Source organism: Falsiroseomonas sp. CW058, assembly GCF_050563535.1.
In the GTDB taxonomy this organism is placed as follows: Bacteria; Pseudomonadota; Alphaproteobacteria; order Acetobacterales; family Acetobacteraceae; genus Falsiroseomonas.
This window is the reverse complement of record NZ_JBNXUO010000035.1, coordinates 18895-35128: the sequence shown is the minus strand read 5'-3', so window position 1 is coordinate 35128 and position 16234 is coordinate 18895. Positions and strand designations below refer to the sequence as shown.

The 16234-nt window shown below is 67.0% G+C and carries 16 protein-coding genes; 11 read left to right on the top strand and 5 right to left on the bottom strand.

Annotated elements, in window-relative coordinates; all coding sequences use genetic code 11:
- Positions 1–124: 124 nt before the first annotated feature.
- From ACK8OX_RS21430 to ACK8OX_RS21395, 8 genes are all read left to right on the top strand, one after another.
- Complete coding sequence (locus ACK8OX_RS21430) at positions 125–1099, top strand: Bug family tripartite tricarboxylate transporter substrate binding protein (RefSeq protein WP_430666287.1); 975 nt, start codon at positions 125–127, stop codon at positions 1097–1099.
- Positions 1100–1263: 164 nt separating this feature from the next.
- Complete coding sequence (gene araD, locus ACK8OX_RS21425; protein ID WP_430666286.1) at positions 1264–3009, top strand: L-arabinonate dehydratase; 1746 nt, start codon at positions 1264–1266, stop codon at positions 3007–3009.
- A gap of 8 nt (positions 3010–3017) precedes the next feature.
- Positions 3018–3734 (top strand): ribonuclease activity regulator RraA, encoded by a 717-nt coding sequence (locus ACK8OX_RS21420; RefSeq protein WP_430666285.1) that lies wholly within the window; start codon positions 3018–3020, stop codon positions 3732–3734.
- Positions 3735–3760: 26 nt separating this feature from the next.
- On the top strand, positions 3761–4732 hold the full coding sequence (locus tag ACK8OX_RS21415; RefSeq protein WP_430666284.1) for a Bug family tripartite tricarboxylate transporter substrate binding protein: 972 nt from the start codon (positions 3761–3763) through the stop codon (positions 4730–4732).
- Positions 4733–4991: 259 nt separating this feature from the next.
- Entirely contained in the window at positions 4992–5288 is a 297-nt protein-coding gene (locus tag ACK8OX_RS21410) for a hypothetical protein (protein ID WP_430666283.1), read from the top strand.
- Positions 5285–5707 (top strand): type II toxin-antitoxin system VapC family toxin, encoded by a 423-nt coding sequence (locus tag ACK8OX_RS21405; protein ID WP_430666282.1) that lies wholly within the window; start codon positions 5285–5287, stop codon positions 5705–5707. Before ACK8OX_RS21410 ends, ACK8OX_RS21405 begins: the two co-directional genes overlap by 4 nt.
- Before the next feature lie 12 nt (positions 5708–5719).
- Positions 5720–6244, top strand: a complete 525-nt coding sequence (locus ACK8OX_RS21400; RefSeq protein ID WP_430666281.1) for a hypothetical protein — start codon at positions 5720–5722, stop codon at positions 6242–6244.
- Positions 6234–7622, top strand: a complete 1389-nt coding sequence (locus tag ACK8OX_RS21395) for a hypothetical protein (RefSeq protein WP_430666280.1) — start codon at positions 6234–6236, stop codon at positions 7620–7622. Before ACK8OX_RS21400 ends, ACK8OX_RS21395 begins: the two co-directional genes overlap by 11 nt.
- Positions 7623–7707: 85 nt before the next feature.
- Here the strand turns inward: ACK8OX_RS21395 and ACK8OX_RS21390 are convergent, their stop codons facing one another.
- On the bottom strand, positions 7708–9147 hold the full coding sequence (locus tag ACK8OX_RS21390; RefSeq protein WP_430666279.1) for a hypothetical protein: 1440 nt from the start codon (positions 9145–9147) through the stop codon (positions 7708–7710).
- Between the two features lie 267 nt (positions 9148–9414).
- Here ACK8OX_RS21390 and ACK8OX_RS21385 point away from each other — a divergent pair, with 267 nt between their 5' ends.
- Positions 9415–10989: an anti-phage dCTP deaminase gene (locus ACK8OX_RS21385; RefSeq protein ID WP_430666278.1), complete on the top strand. Its 1575-nt coding sequence runs from the start codon at positions 9415–9417 to the stop codon at positions 10987–10989.
- A gap of 299 nt (positions 10990–11288) precedes the next feature.
- Here the strand turns inward: ACK8OX_RS21385 and ACK8OX_RS21380 are convergent, their stop codons facing one another.
- From ACK8OX_RS21380 to ACK8OX_RS21365, 4 genes are all read right to left on the bottom strand, one after another.
- Positions 11289–11513, bottom strand: a complete 225-nt coding sequence (locus tag ACK8OX_RS21380; protein ID WP_430666277.1) for a hypothetical protein — start codon at positions 11511–11513, stop codon at positions 11289–11291.
- Positions 11514–11631: 118 nt separating this feature from the next.
- Positions 11632–13467 (bottom strand): hypothetical protein, encoded by a 1836-nt coding sequence (locus ACK8OX_RS21375; RefSeq protein ID WP_430666276.1) that lies wholly within the window; start codon positions 13465–13467, stop codon positions 11632–11634.
- An 8-nt stretch (positions 13468–13475) separates the two neighbouring features.
- The gene (locus ACK8OX_RS21370; RefSeq protein ID WP_430666275.1) at positions 13476–13622 is read right to left on the bottom strand and encodes a hypothetical protein; all 147 of its coding nucleotides are present in this window, start codon (positions 13620–13622) and stop codon (positions 13476–13478) included.
- A complete protein-coding gene (locus tag ACK8OX_RS21365) occupies positions 13612–14430 on the bottom strand; it encodes a DNA-methyltransferase (protein WP_430666274.1) in 819 nt (272 codons plus the stop codon). The genes ACK8OX_RS21370 and ACK8OX_RS21365 overlap by 11 nt, the downstream gene beginning before the upstream one ends.
- 56 nt (positions 14431–14486) lie before the next feature.
- Between ACK8OX_RS21365 and ACK8OX_RS21360 the strand changes: the two genes are divergently transcribed.
- Positions 14487–15839: a recombinase family protein gene (locus ACK8OX_RS21360; RefSeq protein ID WP_430666273.1), complete on the top strand. Its 1353-nt coding sequence runs from the start codon at positions 14487–14489 to the stop codon at positions 15837–15839.
- Positions 15836–16213 carry a hypothetical protein gene (locus tag ACK8OX_RS21355; protein ID WP_430666272.1) on the top strand — a complete coding sequence of 126 codons (378 nt, stop codon included), beginning with the start codon at positions 15836–15838 and terminating at the stop codon, positions 16211–16213. Before ACK8OX_RS21360 ends, ACK8OX_RS21355 begins: the two co-directional genes overlap by 4 nt.
- Positions 16214–16234 lie beyond the last annotated feature (21 nt).

Here is a 16234-nt window from a genome sequence, read left to right as displayed (position 1 = left end):
CCCCGTGCTCCTGCGAGGGTGGATCATGTGGACGGAAATTTATGTTGACGCCCACTATCTGATATATCAGTTGCTCGATCGAGAAGCACAAGGCGGCCTGCTGCCGCCGGATGGAGGAAAGCCCTTGCGCCACATCGTCCGCCGCCTCGCCCTCGCCGCACTGCTCTCGGCCGCGGCGCTGCCCGCCTTCGCGCAGCCCCGGGCCTGGCCCACGCAGCCGGTCCGCGTGATCGTGCCCTTCGCCGCCGGCACCTCCGACACCGTCGCGCGGCTGGTGACGGGCGAGATGAGCAAGGTGCTCGGCCAGCCCTTCGTGGTCGAGAACCGCCCGGGAGCGGGCGGGAACCTCGGCAGCGAGGCCTGCGCCCGCGCGACGCCCGACGGCTACACGATCTGCCTCGGCACCATCAGCAGCCACGCCATCAACCCGGCGATCTATCCGCGGCTGCCCTACGATGTCGGCCGGGACTTCCTGCCGATCACGCAGCTTGCCGCGCAGCCGAACGCGCTGGCGGTGGCGAACAACGTGCCCGCGGCCACGGTCGCCGAATTCATCGCGCTGCTGCGGTCCCGCCCCGCGCGCGACATCCCCTTCGCGACCTCGGGCGTCGGCACCTCGGTCCATCTCGCCGGCACGCTGTTCGGCCAGATGACGGGGACCGAGCTGGAGCACGTTCCCTACCGCGGCAGCGCGCAGATCATCACCGCCCTGCTGAGCGGCGAGTTGCCGGTGGCCTTCGACAACCTGTCCTCCGTCCTGCCCTTCGCGCGCGACGGCAAGCTCCGCATCCTCGGCGTGACCTCGCTCGCGCGTTCGCCCGCGGCGCCGGAGGTCCCGACGGTGGCGGAAACGGTGCCGGGCTTCGAGAGCCTCTCCTGGCACGGCCTGTTCGCGCCCGCGCGCGTCCCGGCCGAGATCGTGGAGCGGCTGCAGCGGGAAGCCGCGGCGGCGCTTGCCACCCCCGCGGTCGCGACGCGCTTCCGGGAACTCGGCATCACCCCGGTCGGCAGCCGGCCCGAGGAATTCCGCGGCTTCGTCGCGGCCGAGACGCAGCGCTGGGGCGAGGTTGCCCGCCGCGCCGGGATCCGCCTCGACTGACGAAGGCCGGGGTTGCGCCCCGCCGCGCCTTCGCCCAGCCTGCCCCGGGCCCGCCGGCGCGGCCGGCGCCGGCCCGGCGACGCCGGCCGCGGATCACCGCGCGCCCGGCCGACCGTGGCCGCGCCGGAAGGCCGGCCGCTCCTCCTTCCCGCATGAGAGCCCCCATGTCCGACACACCCCGCCGGAAGGCGCCCGAGGATCTGCGCAGCCGCCGCTGGTTCGGGCCCGCCGACCTCCGCAGCTTCGGCCACCGATCCCGCGCCATGCAGATGGGCTACGCGCCGGAGGAGTGGCAGGGCCGCCCGGTCATCGCCATCGTCAACACCTGGTCCGACCTGCAGCCCTGCCATGTCCACTTCAAGACGCGGGTTGAGGACGTGAAGCGCGGCATCCTGATGGCCGGCGGCTTCCCGGTGGAGCTGCCCGCGCTGTCGCTGTCGGAGAGCTTCGTCAAGCCGACCACCATGCTGTACCGCAACATGCTGGCGATGGAGACGGAGGAGCTGCTGCGGAGCCACCCCGTCGACGGCGCCGTGCTGATGGGCGGCTGCGACAAGACGACGCCCGGCCTGATGCTGGGCGCGACCAGCATGGACATCCCCTGCATCTACGTCCCCGCCGGCCCGATGCTGCGGGGCAACTGGCAGGGGAAGGTGCTCGGCTCGGGCAGCGATTCCTGGAAATACTGGGACGAGCTGCGCGCCGGGAAGATCACCGAGAAGGACTGGCTGGGCGTGGAAGGCGGCATCGCCCGCAGCCACGGCACCTGCATGACCATGGGCACCGCCAGCACCATGACCGCGATCGCGGAATCGGTCGGCATGGTGCTGCCCGGCGGCTCCTCCATTCCCGCGCCCGATGCCGGGCATGTCCGGCTCTGCTCGGAAAGCGGGCGCCGCATCGTCGAGATGGTGTGGGAGGACCTGCGGCCGTCGCGCATCCAGACCCACCAGGCGTTCGAGAACGCGATCGCGGTGGCGATGGCGATGGGCTGTTCCACCAACGCCATCATCCACCTGATCGCCATGGCGCGCCGCGCGGGGCACGACATCGGCCTCGACGACTTCGAACGCTACAGCCGGCGGGTGCCGGTGATCGCCAATGTGCGCCCTTCCGGCAGCACCTACCTGATGGAGGACTTCTTCTACGCCGGCGGCATCCGCGCCCTGATGGCGCAGATGAGGGAGCACCTGCACCTCGACTGCCTGACGGTCACCGGCCGCACGCTCGGCGAGAACATCGAGGGCGCACGGGTCTTCAACGACGACGTCATCCGCGGCCTCTCGGACCCGATCTACGGCGAGGGATCGCTTGCCGTGCTGAAGGGCAACCTCGCGCCCGACGGCTGCGTCATCAAGCCGGCCGCGATGGACCAGAAGTTCCTGAAGCATGCCGGCCCCGCGGTGGTCTTCGACGACTACCCGTCGATGAAGAAGGCGGTGGACGACGAGGGCTTCCCCTTCACGCCCGACACCGTGATGGTGCTGCGCAACGCCGGCCCGCAGGGCGGGCCCGGCATGCCCGAATGGGGCATGCTGCCGATGCCGAAGGCGCTGCTGAAGCAGGGCCACCGCGACATGCTCCGCCTTTCGGATGCCCGCATGTCCGGCACCAGCTACGGCGCCTGCGTGCTGCATGTGGCGCCGGAAAGCTACATCGGCGGTCCGCTCGCGCTGCTGCGCACCGGCGACGTCGTGGAGGTGGACGTGCCCGCGCGCAGCATCTCCATGCGCGTCCCGGAGGAGGAGCTGGCGCGCCGCCGCGCCGCATGGACCCCGCCGCCGCCGCGCTTCGAACGCGGCTACGGCTTCGCCTTCACGAAGCACATCCAGCAGGCCGACCAGGGCTGCGACTTCGACTTCCTGCGCACCGAATTCGGCGCGCCGGTCCCCGAACCCGTCATCTACTGAGGTTTCCGATGCCGCTTTCCGACGCGACGCGCGCGGCGCTGACCAGGATCAGCACCGCCACCGTGGCCACCTGCCTGTTCAAGCGCGGCCTGCGGGGCCAGATGATCCAGGGTGCGCAGCCGCTGCACAACGCCACCTCGAGCATGGTCGGCGAGGCCGTGACCGTGCGCTACATCCCGGCGCGCGAGGATCTCAACACGCTCGATGTCTTCCGCGACCCCGGGCATCCGCAGCGCAAGGCGATCGAGCATTGCCCGCCCGGCAAGGTGCTGGTCTTCGACAGCCGCAAGGACGCTCGCGCGGCCTCGGCCGGCGCGATCCTGGTCGGGCGGCTGAAGGCGCGCGGCGTCGCCGGCGTGGTGACCGATGGCGGCTTCCGCGACAGCGCCGAGATCGCGGCCCTCGGCATCCCCGCCTACCACCAGCGGCCCTCGGCGCCGACCAACCTGACGCTGAACCACGCGATCGACATCGACGTGCCGATCGCCTGCGGCGACGCGCCGGTCTTCCCCGGCGACGTCATCCTCGGCGACGCCGACGGCGTCATCGTCATCCCCGCCCACCTGGCCGACGAGATCGCGGCCGAGGCGGCGGAGATGACCGCCTACGAGGATTTCGCCGCGGAGAAGGTGGCGGAAGGCCGCAGCCTGGTCGGGCTCTATCCCGCGACGGACCCGGCCAGCCTCGAGGAGTTCGCGGCCTGGCGGAAGCGGCACGGCCGCTGAGCCATCCAGGGGAAAGGAGACGTCCGATGAGAAGAAGGACCCTGCTCGGCGCCGGCGCCGCGCTCGCCCTGCCCGCCACCGCGCGCGCGCAGGCGCCCTGGCCCGCGCGGCCGGTGGCGGTCGTCGTGCCCTTCGCGCCCGGCAGTTCCTCCGACATCATCGCGCGTGCCATGGCGCAGCAGATGCAGGCGACGCTCGGGCGGCCCTTCACGGTGGAGAACCGCCCCGGCGCCACCGGCGAGATCGGCGCGAGGCAGGTCATCCGCTCTGCGCCCGATGGCCACACGCTGATGCACGCGCCGATCAGCACCTGGGCGATCAACGTCGCGCTCCGCCCGAACCTCGGCTACGACCCGGTGCGGGAGCTGACCCGCATCACCCAGACCGTGCGCACGCCGAACGTGCTGGTGGTGAACCCGCAGATCGTGCCGGCGGGCGACCTCGCGGGCCTGGTGGAGTGGATGCGGCGCAACGCGGGGACGGCGAGCTACCCTTCCTCCGGCGTCGGCTCCTCCGACCACCTGACGGGAGAGATGTTCAAGCTCGCCACCGGCACCGACATGGCCCACATTCCCTATTCCGGCGGCGGCCCGGCGATGACGAGCATCGTCGCGGGCAACACGCAGATCTCCTTCCAGAATCTCGGCGCCGTGATCCCGCTGATCCGCGACGGGCGGCTGCGCCCAATCCTTATCACCTCCGAGGCGCGGTCCCCGGTGCTGCCGGACGTGCCGACGGCGGTCGAGGCGGGGCTGCGCGACTTCGTCGTGTATTCCTGGCAGGGCCTCGGCGGCCCGGCCGGAATGGCGCCCGCGCTGCTCGCCGCGGTGCACGAGGCCGCGGTGGCCGCGCTCCGCAGCCCTGCCGTCGCCCCGCGCCTGACGGAGCTCGGCTTCGACGTGGTCGCCAGCAGCCCGGAGGACTTCGCCGCCTTCCAGGCAGCCGAGATCGCCCGCTGGCGCCAGGTGGTGCAGGCCGGGAACATCAGGGCGGAATAGGCCGGCGCCCCACATGGGCGCAGAGCCGGCCTGGTCAGGGGCGAGGACCCGACAGGCAGCACGCCCGGGCCGCTGCCGGCGGCGGGTGTCGGCACGAGGGGGAGAAGGTGGCGGAGGGAGTGCAACCGGATTCGAACCCGCGCCGACCTGTTGCCTTGGAGAGAGGCGTCGACTCCGATGGCGCCGCGGCTGCTCCCCTGTTCCCTTGAGCATCGCCGGTATTTCCGGATAGATTTCCGGAAACTGGCAAGAATGCTCCATGCCCTCGAAGCCCACGCCCAAGCCCCCTTCTGCCGTCGCCGAGCACCGGCGTCGCCTGCGCAGCCGCGGCCTGCAGCGCGTTGAGGTGCAGGTACGGGGCGAGGACGCACCCCTCGTCCGGGCGGTGGCCGCGGCGCTGACCGACCCCGACCAGGCCAGCGAGGCCCGCGCGCTGCTCCGGCGTCGCTTTGGACCTGAGCCGGCGCGTAGCCTCAAGGACCTGCTCGCCTCGGCGCCGCTCGACGACGTCGACCTCACGCGGTCCCGCGATACCGGGCGTGCAGTCGACCTGTGACTTGGCTCGTCGACACCAACATCATCTCCGAGGTCCGGAAGGGCCCGCGCTGCCATCCTGGCGTCGCCGCTTGGTGGGTATCGGTCGAGGATCGGGACCTGTTCCTCAGCGTCTTGACGCTGGGTGAGGTCCGCCGAGGGATCGAGGGAATCCGACATCGGGATCCGGCGAAGGCAGCCACTCTGGAACGCTGGCTCCGCGAGGTTTCCAAGGCCTTCGGGGCGCGCATCATCGGTGTGGATCTGGCAGTGGCCGAAGCGTGGGGGCGGATGTCGGTCGCGCGATCCGTCCCGGTCATCGACGCCTTGCTGGCCGCGACAGCGCAGGTACACGACCTCGTTCTCGTTACCCGCAACACGGCCGATGTCGGTGGGCTCGGAGTGCGGACGTTGAACCCTTTCGACGAGGCGCAGGCGTAGGGCAACCGACCAATGCCGGACCGCGCAACTGATCGGCCGCAGGCGAAGCGGCGTCCTGCAAGATCGAAGCCGCAGGTCCGACCAACGACTGAGTTCTATGTCGTCCATATCGAACGCTGGGATTGGGGCTTCAGCTTCGGCGTGAATCCGAGCTGCAAGCATTTCCCTGAGCCATACTCCGACTATCGCCATCTTGAGGTCCACGGCCGGCTCCTTCGACCGAAGGCCGAGATGGCTGGTCTCACCTTTTTACCCCGGTTGGATTTGGACCTTGCAGCCGCGGCGGACCTCCCTGCATCTGCAGAGCCGAAAGCGGTTGGCAGCGCTCATGTCCGCGCGGGTGCGTTCCAGGGTCTGCTGTCGATGCCGCACGACGTGTTGGCTTCCCTCCTGACCGCTCTGGCGGCAGGGCATCTGCGCTATGTGACGCTGGATGGCGAGCCGCTCTTCCGCGGTCACGCGATGATTCGCCGCTTTAGCTTCCAGGCAGCCTACGATCCGGATGACCTGCCCGACGAGGCCGGCCGTGCTCGATGACCCGCCGAAAGCGATGAATGGGGACGCGCCTCTGACGCGGCGCGAACTCTACGACCTCGTATGGGCGAGGCCGATGATGCACGTCGCGACCCAGTTCGGTGTGACCGGCACGGGCTTGGCCAAGATCTGTGAGCGGTACGCCATCCCTACCCCGCCGCGCGGCTACTGGGCGAAGCTCCAGCACGGGAAGAAGGTGAAGCAGGAGCCCTTCATCGAGGTGGAAGATCCGAGACAGCAGACACTGGTGATCCACGCAGGAGCATGGCGTCTCCCCGATGAGGTGCGAGAAGTCATCCAGCACGCGAAGGCGCGCCAGGCGGAGCGCCAGCGTCCACCGCCCGCGCCACCTGAGAAACCCCCAGAGCCGGACGTCGTACCCGCGCCGCTGTGGCCGGTCGCGGATGTCCACCCGCTCCTTCGTCGCACCGCGCAAGCGCTGCGGAAGGGTAAGCCGAACGCAGATGGAGCGATCGAGGCGACCGGCGAGGGCATGGCCGGCGTGGTCGTTGGCAGGGACGCCGTCGAGCGTGCGATCTACATTCTCAACGCGCTGGTCCGCTCTCTCATGGAGCGCGGCCTTCCGCCGACCATGGCTGGTGACGGGATGCGCGTTGAACGCGGCAAAGACTCGGCGACGATCGCGATGTCTGAGCGTATCCGGCGTGAGAAGCACGTTCCGACCCCCGAGGAGTTGGCCGCGGAGGAGCGGCGCAAGAAGCGATTGGAGCGATACTACGCGACGCGTCGGACGTGGGATGCGCCAGCGCCTTCGGATCTCTACGCGCAGGCCTACCCGGCGGTCGATACCATCCGGACCGGCGAGCTGGTCGTGCAGATCCAGGGCTGGGGTGATGGTGTCCGACGGACATGGGCAGACGGCCGAACCCAGCGCCTCGACCGAATGGTCGAAGATGTGGCCACCGGCCTCGAGGCGATCCTGGCTGCGCGTCGGCTCCAGCGGGAGGAGCGAGAGGAACGTGAGCGGCGCTACCAGGAACGGGCAAGGCGCCATGCCTTGGCGCGCGAGCGAGCGGAGCGCGAGAAGAAGCGCGAAGCCTTTCTCGAACAGCTCATGGAGCTGCAAAGGGAGGTAGATGCACTGGAGGCCTGGCTCGCGCGGACAGGGCCGACGTCCGAGCTGGCGGGATCACACGCCCGCCTAGTTGGCTGGGCTACGGATAGGTTGGAAACGCTCCGCCAGCGCCTCGACCCCGGCCAGATCAGTGCTGCGCTCGATGCGAACAAGCTTTTCCGGAACCCGACGAACTACATGACCCCCTGGGCGAGCCCGATGATCCGCAGGGCTGTTACTAAGCGGGGCAGAGATATGCTTGATGACGGGGTGAACAGAGTCGCCGGCGCATTCCTTGTTGGTTGAACGAGGGCGGCGCATCTGGCGCATCTCTGTAAGACGATGGCACGCGGGACGTGTATCTGGGCCATGTCGGCTGCCTCTAACCCCACTAGTAGAGCCCCCCAGCTCCCGTGGGGCGCCGGATCCGGGCAGAAGAGGTTCCAGCGCGAACGGGGCGATCGGTCGCCAGGCGTTGCGCTGCAATCTGGCTGAATTCGGCTTCCATCGTAGCGCGAGCGGCGGCCGCACGCCGGCCGACGCGCTCAATCACCATGCGCGCGAGGGCTGCAGACCGTGTTCGGTGTGGCTCGTTGCTTGCGAAGGCGAATACCTCTCGCACGTCCTCGAAAGTGACGTCGTCCCGGGCCGCTTCAGCGGATCTGGCGATGCGCTGCATTGAGGTGCAGCAGTCGATGCAGACTGTCTGCGGCTCGGCGCCACCCGGCCGAACTACGCGTGGCTGCAGGGTCAGCGTGCGCTTGTTGTTGCGACGGATTGCTGCGCGGATGCTGCGCGAACAGCAGGGGCAGGACCAGTTCCGACCAAGCTCCTTGGACATGTAGTCGTTAGCGAGGAATTCCTCTGCCTCTTTGTCCATCACAAAGCCTGTCCGCTTCGCTCGCTTCTCGATCCAAGCGTCAGGGTCGACAGTCTGACCCTGGCTCGTCGCGGATAGTTGGTCCAAGGAGAAATTTGGCCCATGCTCGAGGCCGAATTCGAGCAGCGTCATTTGATAGCTCTCGTTGACTGCGTTGGCGTCAGGCGCCGGAGGCTCAGCGCTTTGCCAATGGATCCCCTCCTTCACCAGGCGGACCTGCGTGTCGACCTCCCCCTTGCGAAACGCCATAACTTCAAGCTTCCGGCGACGCTCGAAGACTTCCATCACCGCTGCCTCGCTAATCTGGTGGTGCGCGTTGGGCACCGCGCGAATGAAGGTTCTGATCTCGTCCAATGCGAAGCTGAAGTAATCGCGGAACTCCCTATCGAGCTTCACGCGCCGCCAAAGCACCATCTTGGCTGGGCCCTCTGCGAAGTTGCAGGCCTCGCAGACAATAGTCGGGTCAAAGGATGTGACGCCGAAGGTTAGTCGCCGCTGCACCTCAGCGGCGGCGGGGAAGTCCCGTGCCCAGTTCGGTCCCAGGGCAGCATGGAAGGCATGGTTCACGTAGGACACGAAATGGTCGTGGTGCTCCACCGCATGCGCGATGGCGACCCGCCCCTTCTGGGGCACGTGTTTTTCGATTGGTGCAGTGAAGATCGTTGCGTCTTTCGAGCGCCGGCAGCAGGGGCACACCCAGCCCTGCGGCAGGGAGGCCCAGAGGGTATTCAACTGGAGGCCGACAACTTTTAGGCGGCGGACAGCCCTGATGGTAGTTGGCGACCAAATGCCATCGACGAACTCAGAGAGCCGACCTGTTGCGTGAGGCGGCCTACGCTCCTCGACGATCTCGGCAACCCTGGCCTGACAAGCCTTCAATGCCGCGACAAGGTCCTCGGTCGTAGAAGCAAGGAAACGCACGCCGGCGTGTTGAGCTAGAGATTCCGTCATTGGGGGCCTGAGGGGGGGCGGGGAACAGCCCTCAAGGACGGGACGAGCGTCAGCCGCTGTCAACACATTCCTTCAAGCCGCTCCCGCGACATTATCCCTGGAAGCTAATCGATCGTTCTACCTCGGCGCGGCAGGGGGGGAGCGGAATTGCTCCCGCTCGTCAGGCAAGTGACGCACTTGCTTCGCAGGCCGACACCTGAGCGCTCAATCCGCTCCGCGCAACCGTGTCATTCTGGCGCGCAACCGATTCGGGGGTTCTGCTGCCGCATGTCCGCTTCCGCCCTACCGGCCGCTTTAGAGGGCGCGCAAAGCGAACGCCCGCTTGTCCAGCTGAGTGATCGGCGCACCGAAGAGTTGGTAATCGGACTCGTCGGCGCAGTAGGTTCGGGCGTTTCGAAATCGGCCGGACTTATGGCCGAAATTATGGGGACCGAGTATGGGTATACCGTTCACTCAATCCGCGTTAGCGAGATAATTCGTGAAGCCGCTCCCTCGGTTGGCATTTCTGTGCCGCCCAAGGACGTCACCCTACACGAGCGCATCAGGGGATTACAAAAGGTTGGAAATATACTCAGAAATTCTCTTTCGAGATCATATTTGGCAGAAAAGTGCGTTGAGAAAATAGCAGTCGATCGGAAGATCAATGCTGGATACGTCGACGTGGGGGTGGGGTCAGATCCAATTCCAGTCGGTAGGCGGCGGGTGCACATCATTGACTCACTTAAGCACCCGAGCGAAGTCGATCTTCTTCGCGACGTTTATGGCGATACATTCTGGCTTATTGGGGTTTTTGCACCAGAGTCTGTTCGGGTCTCGCGCTTAAAGGGGTTGGGCCACGCAGCTGCGGAGCTGAGCAAGACTATCGAAGATGATGAGTCGGATGGCCTGCCTCACGGGCAAAAAGTAAGAGACACTGCGCATCAGGCCGATTTTTTTGTTAGAAATGACAGCGAAAATGATGTAGGGCTACGAAAAACCCTCGGAAGATTCCTGAAAATACTCTTTAATGTTGGAATGAATACCCCAACTCGTGACGAAACGGCGATGGATAAAGCCACTGCCCAAGCATCTAATTCTGCCTGTATGTCACGTCAGGTTGGCGCTGCAATTTACAGCGAAGCTGGAGAGCTGATTGGTATTGGTGCGAATGACGTTCCTAAAGCGAAGGGCGGGCTATATTGTACTGAAGATGACGAGCATGACCACCGCTGCTTCAAGTGGCGCGACGTCGTTTGTCACAATGACCAGAGAAAACAATCTTTGTATCGCGCAATTCATCAAGAACTTCGGAAATCCGGCCTCCTGACCGCCGCGGCCGACGAAGAAAATATTACGAAAGCTCTTAAGAAGACTGACGTCAAGAACCTCATTGAGTATTCAAGAGCGGTTCACGCTGAAATGGAAGCCATTCTTTCGGTCGCAAGAGCTGGGAAATCCGGCTTAGTAGGATCCATCCTTTATTCGACCACGTTTCCATGTCACAGCTGCGCACGCCATGCCGTGGCAAGCGGGATTATCCGAGTTGTTTATATTGAGCCGTACGCAAAGAGTTTGGCGACGGATTTACATGGCGATTCTGTATCCGTGTCTGAGGCGGATTTGGGAAAGAAGCTGGTTTTTCTACAATATGAGGGGGTCGCGCCCAAGAACATGATTCGTCTTTTTAAACATGGACACGAGCGGAAAGCGGATGGTCGGGCAGTCGTATGCAACCAAACGACTGCGATACCTGTTTTCCCAGCACCTCTCGATGGCTTCAGCACACGCGAGAAGCTGATCCTCGACAAGGTGAGAACGAGCGAGCAGAGAGGCTCGCAGCGTTTGGCTCAGGTGGGAGGTTAAAGGTGGCAAAGCGCACGCGGCTCTGGTCTCAGACGTCGTTGCTGCTCCCAGTAGCTGGCCGAGGGTCACCGTCACCGCCCTCTTCGGTCCAGTCTGCTGGAGAGAGAAGCGAGCCTGCAGCCACCGAGAGCGCAGTATCGTCGGATCGTTTTCGGGAAGTCCGTGATGCGTTGATCGAGGAACTTGCCCGCACCGGCATACACCGCGTCGCGCGGCGGATAAGTTGACACAGCCGGAGTGGAGTGCCAGCCCATAGTCAGGCGAGGCGGGGTTGGCATCAACTTATGCGTTTTGTCGCTTTATAACTTGGCCTGATAGCGGTGCGGCCGCGAGGTCAACCGTCGACGCGCTGTCACGCGCACCTTGTCATTCGACCAGACGTGGCAGTCCACCACGAAGGCGATGCTGCTGGTGTCGAGCGACGCGTCTGCGAAGTCGCCCCGCCGCGCACCCGGTACCATGACGTCGACGTTGGCCGTCGCGCCGGGGCCGAGGCCCGGCAGGTTGCAACTCGTCTCCAGCACCAGCGTCCGCGTCCCGGCAGGCGGCCGTAGAGGACCGCCTGCACGTCCTCTGGCAGGCCGTAGAGCCGCATCGCGCTGACAGAGCATCGTAATCAGAGGTCAGCAGAAGCTACCTGGCTCACGGGATCCGCCGCTTGGTGATCTGGATGGAGAGCAGGGCCGGCGCGAGGTCGAAGGTCGCCCCCGAGATGTTGCGTGCGGCGACCCGGACGACATTGTTGGACCAGACCGCCGCGGTGATGTCGATGAAGCGCGTCGACGACAGCAGCGATGCCGAGACGAGGTCCCCCTGCCGGGCGCCCGGCACCGTCACGTCGAACAGCCCGACCGCGCCCGGTCCCAGGCTGGCAAGGTCCCACGTCTGCTCGACGGCGATGTGGCGTGTTCCAGCCGGTACGGCGGGGCAGCCGTAGAGGATCGCCGGCGCGTCCTCGGGCAGGCCATAGAGCCGCAGCGCCTCGAGCTCGATCTGGCCGTCGAAGCCGATGACGCCGATCTGCGCGAAGGCCACATCGGGCCCGAGCCGGATCGTCTGCCGCCGGTTCAGCCCGCTATCCTCCATGGTGGCGCCGGCGTTCCAGCCCTTGGCCGGCGCGTTCCAGAGCATCGTCGTGCCCGACGCGAGCACGTCCTGCGGCTGGTTCTCCCGTACGTTCCCCGCGGCATCGAACACTCGGACGAACAGCCTGCCGCCGTCCGCGCCGTCGACGAGCCAGTGCGCCAGCGTGAACTCCTTGGCGTGGCTGGTCTGAACCACGAAGGCGATACCACGGTTGGCGTTCAGCAGCAGCCCCCGCGCGGTCGCCGCGATGCCGTCCAGGGCATTCCACGACAGGGCGGACATGATGGTGGCCGAGGTGGTCGAGGTCGCGACCACGACGGCCCCCTCGACCCCGATGTAGGTCGCGCTATCCCGGAACGCAGCCGCCCGGAGGTTCGGGAGGTTGGCCAGTAGCCGGGTGAGCCGTGAGGCCGGCGCGCGGTGACGGTTGATGACGGCGTTGCCGGCCCGGTTCGCCGTCGGCCCGTAGCTGATGCCCACATTGTAGGTGTTGCACCAGGCCACCTCGAACTCGCAGTCGGTCGCGGCCCCGGTGTGGTGGGCGACGACGGGCGAGCAGCCCTCTATCCGAAGACCGCGGCCGATGATGGCGGTCCCATTGGTCTCGTTCAGGAAGGGGATGGCCAGGATCGAGCCCTGCTGCCGCAGTTCGAAGTTCGGCGCGTCGAACACATGACGGTTGTGGTTGTTGTAGGCGTCCGGGGCACCGCGCGAAAAGCGCACCCCATAGCGGTCCGTGCCAGGGTGGATGCTGGAGGCGAGCGCGAAGTGACCGCCGTAGTAGCGGATCGAGGTGTTCCAGGCGGTGGCCGTGGCGGCGCGCACGTCGAGCCCGTAGCGGTTGTTCAGGATGCGCCCGAGCATGAGCGTGCTGTCCTCGAAGCCGCGCCCGTCACCGAGGGTGCGGAGCCCGATGGTGAAGCCCGACACCAGGCGGACTTCGAGCAGCGAGGAGTCGAGGTTGCGCGCGACGATGCCGATATCCGCCTCGCTGCTCCAGTCGGACTGGATCTGCCGGGCGACCTGCAGCCCGAGATAGAGCCGCTCCCCGTTGCGGGTCGTACCCCCATCGCCGAGGGTGAGCACGGTCGTGTGGGCGTTGGTGGCACCGGTGTAGCGGATCACCCCCTGCATGATCAGGCCGCGGGCGGCGCCGCCCAGCGTCACCCCTCCGGAGACGTTCCAGGTACCCGCTGGGATGAAGGCGAACTTGCCGCCCGCTGCGGCCCGGTCAAAGCAGGCCTGGATGGCGGCGCGATCGTTGGCGGCACCGTCCCCGAGACCGCCGAAGTCGGAGGGCATCACCGCCTCGCGGTCGCGCAGGTACTTGGCCAGATCCGTCTTCGAGATGTGCTGGCCGAGGACGAGGAGGTCGTCGATGCGGGCGGCCATGGCGCCTCCTACAGGGCGGTGGCCAAGACCGGTCCCGCCAGGGCGGACACGTTGCCCTCGGCGGAGACGGCCCGGAGCCAGTACCAGCGGGTCTGCCCGGGCGTGAGGCCGGTCCGCGCCCAGGGCAGCGCGGAGACGACGAGGTCAGGCTGCATCCGAGGTGACCTCCACCCGCGCCGCGGCGACGGCGTCGTAATCGCGCCCGCCATAGGCCAGCGTCACCGGCAGGTCGGGGTGAAGCATCCGCCAGCGCGCCACCGCCAGGTCGACATAGGCCGGTGCCAGCTCGATCGCGCGTACCCGGCGGTCCGTGCGCTGGCCGGCGATGACGGTCGTGCCGGCGCCAGCGAAGGGTTCGAACACCACGTCGCCCTCGTCGGCATAGGCGCGCATCAGAAAGTCAGGCAGCGCGACGGGGAACACCGCCGGGTGCTCCGTCTCGATGCCGCGGGCCTTGTGCCGCGTGATGCGCAGCACGTTGTCCGGGATCCTGGTCTCCTGCACACCCTGGCCGGCATGCTGCCACTCGCCGACGGTGCCGTCCTTCGCTCGCAGCCCGCCCTTCTCGGAATTGACGTGCCCCGCCCAGCGGCAGGGGATGATCTTGTTCGGGCGGCGAGCCTCGCGATTGAAGTGGAAGAGCAACTCGAAGGCGGGCGACAGCCGCCCGTTCCAGTCGCCGGGCAGGCCGGGTCCCTGGTCCCAGGTGTAGAGCCCAAAGCGCCGCCAGCTGCGGGCGCGCATCCAGTCGAGCCAGCCGGCCCAATAGGGCTGCCATTCATTGTCGCGATGGATCAGGCCGAGGTTCACCAGCACCTGGCCGTCCGGTCGCATGGCTGCGTCGAGATGCTGGAACACGCCCTGCATCAGCGCGTCCCAATCCGTGACGCCGCCGGTCGTGTAGTCCCGCTGGTTCCCATAGGGCGGGCAGGTGAACAACAGCGCCGCACGGTCATCGCCCATGACGCGCGCCACGCTGGGCGCATGTTCTTCGGGCTGCGTCCGAGCCGGAGTGCGGTATGAAGCGCGACGCGAAGCCGGCTGGTGCGATGCCGGCGACCGTGCGGAAGCTGCGCTGCGCGGTCTACACCCGTAAGTCGAGCGAGGAAGGCCTCGACATGGAGTTCAACTCCCTCGACGCCCAGCGCGAGGCCTGCGAGGCCTTCATCGCCAGCCAGCGCGCGGAGGGTTGGGTGCTGGTGCGTGACCGCTACGACGACGGCGGCATCTCGGGTGGCACCCTGGAACGCCCCGCGTTGAAGCGCCTCGTCGCCGACATCCAGAACGGACTGGTGGATGTGGTGGTGGTCTACAAGATCGACCGCCTTTCCCGCTCGCTGGTCGACTTCACCAAGCTGGTGGAGGTGTTCGACGCGAACAACGTGACGTTCGTGTCCGTGACTCAGAGCTTCAACACCACCACCAGCATGGGGCGGCTGACGCTAAACATCCTGCTCAGCTTTGCTCAATTCGAAAGAGAGGTCATTGGCGAGCGCATCCGCGACAAGGTTGCGGCCTCGCGCAAGCGCGGCATGTGGATGGGAGGCTACGTGCCGCTCGGCTACGACGTGCGCGACCGGAAGCTGGTGGTGAACGATGCCGAGGCCACGCTGGTGCGACGGATCTACCAGGGCTTCGTCGAGACGGAGTCTTGCACCAAGCTGGTGCAGGTGCTGCGCGCGGAGGGCGCCACGACGAAGCGGGGCCGCCCGCTCACGAAGAGCGACGTCTACCGCATCCTCAGGAACCGCGTTTATCTCGGCGAGGCGGTGCACAAGGGCACCGCCTATCCCGGCGAGCACGCCGCCATCGTCAGCCAGTCGCAGTGGGACGCGGTGCACGCCATCCTGCAGGTCAGCCCGCGGGTCCGCATCAACCGGACGCGGAACACCACTGCGCCGCTGCTGCGCGGGCTGATCTTCGACAGCGACGGCCGCGCCATGTCGCCGAGCCACAGCCGCGGCAGGGGCGGGCAGATGTACCGCTACTATGTCAGCCAGGCAGTGCTGAAGGGCGGCGCGACGGAGCGGCCGCCGATCACACGCCTCCCGGCTGGGGAGATCGAGGCGGCGGTGGTTGCTCAGATTCGCGAGCTGCTGCGGCAGCCGGAGGTGGTGGTCGGCACCTGGCGGGCGGCACGAGCGACAGCGTCCGGCATGACCGAGCAGGAGGTGCTGCTGGCGCTGGAGCGGATCGAGCCACTCTGGGACGAGCTCTTCCCCGCCGAGCGGGCGCGCATCGTCCGGCTGCTGGTGGACCGAGTCGACGTTCGGGCCGAGGGCGCCGCGGTACGGCTACGGCTGGACGGCCTCGGCAGCCTGGTGCGGGATCTGGCTGCCCAGGAGCCTGAGGCTGGGAGGGCGGCAGCATGAGCAAGTCGGCGCAGACCCTGACCGTGGTCATCCCGCTTCGGGTGAAGCCGCGGGGCGGGCGGAAGGCGATGGTGACGCCAGGCGTGCTGGCGCTGGAGCGCCGGCAGGACATTACGCTGATCAAGGCGGTGGTGCGGGCCTTTCGCTGGCGGCGAATGCTGGAGTCCGGACGCTTCGCCACCATCGACGAACTGGCAGCGGCGGAGAAGATCAACTCGTCCTACGTCTCGCGCGTGCTGCGGCTGACGCTGCTCGCGCCGGACATCATCGAGGCGATCCTGGATGGGCGGCAGCCAGGCGAGATGAGCCTGCAGCCGCTACTCGCACCCTTCCCAATCTGCTGGGCAGAGCAGCGTGCCGTCTTCTGCAGCTAGGGGGTCACGTAGAGCGCCGCT

Bases quoted from the DNA above. Each gene is read 5' to 3' on its own strand.
- ACK8OX_RS21355 (WP_430666272.1), top strand. From the start codon at position 15,836: ATGAGCAAGTCGGCGCAGACCCTGACCGTGGTCATCCCGCTTCGGGTG.
- ACK8OX_RS21410 (WP_430666283.1), top strand. From the start codon at position 4,992: ATGCCCTCGAAGCCCACGCCCAAGCCCCCTTCTGCCGTCGCCGAGCAC.
- ACK8OX_RS21375 (WP_430666276.1), bottom strand. From the start codon at position 13,467: ATGGCCGCCCGCATCGACGACCTCCTCGTCCTCGGCCAGCACATCTCG.
- ACK8OX_RS21415 (WP_430666284.1), top strand. From the start codon at position 3,761: ATGAGAAGAAGGACCCTGCTCGGCGCCGGCGCCGCGCTCGCCCTGCCC.
- ACK8OX_RS21370 (WP_430666275.1), bottom strand. From the start codon at position 13,622: ATGCAGCCTGACCTCGTCGTCTCCGCGCTGCCCTGGGCGCGGACCGGC.
- ACK8OX_RS21420 (WP_430666285.1), top strand. From the start codon at position 3,018: ATGCCGCTTTCCGACGCGACGCGCGCGGCGCTGACCAGGATCAGCACC.
- ACK8OX_RS21360 (WP_430666273.1), top strand. From the start codon at position 14,487: ATGAAGCGCGACGCGAAGCCGGCTGGTGCGATGCCGGCGACCGTGCGG.
- ACK8OX_RS21365 (WP_430666274.1), bottom strand. From the start codon at position 14,430: ATGGGCGATGACCGTGCGGCGCTGTTGTTCACCTGCCCGCCCTATGGG.
- ACK8OX_RS21390 (WP_430666279.1), bottom strand. From the start codon at position 9,147: ATGACGGAATCTCTAGCTCAACACGCCGGCGTGCGTTTCCTTGCTTCT.
- ACK8OX_RS21385 (WP_430666278.1), top strand. From the start codon at position 9,415: ATGTCCGCTTCCGCCCTACCGGCCGCTTTAGAGGGCGCGCAAAGCGAA.
- ACK8OX_RS21400 (WP_430666281.1), top strand. From the start codon at position 5,720: ATGCCGGACCGCGCAACTGATCGGCCGCAGGCGAAGCGGCGTCCTGCA.
- araD (WP_430666286.1), top strand. From the start codon at position 1,264: ATGTCCGACACACCCCGCCGGAAGGCGCCCGAGGATCTGCGCAGCCGC.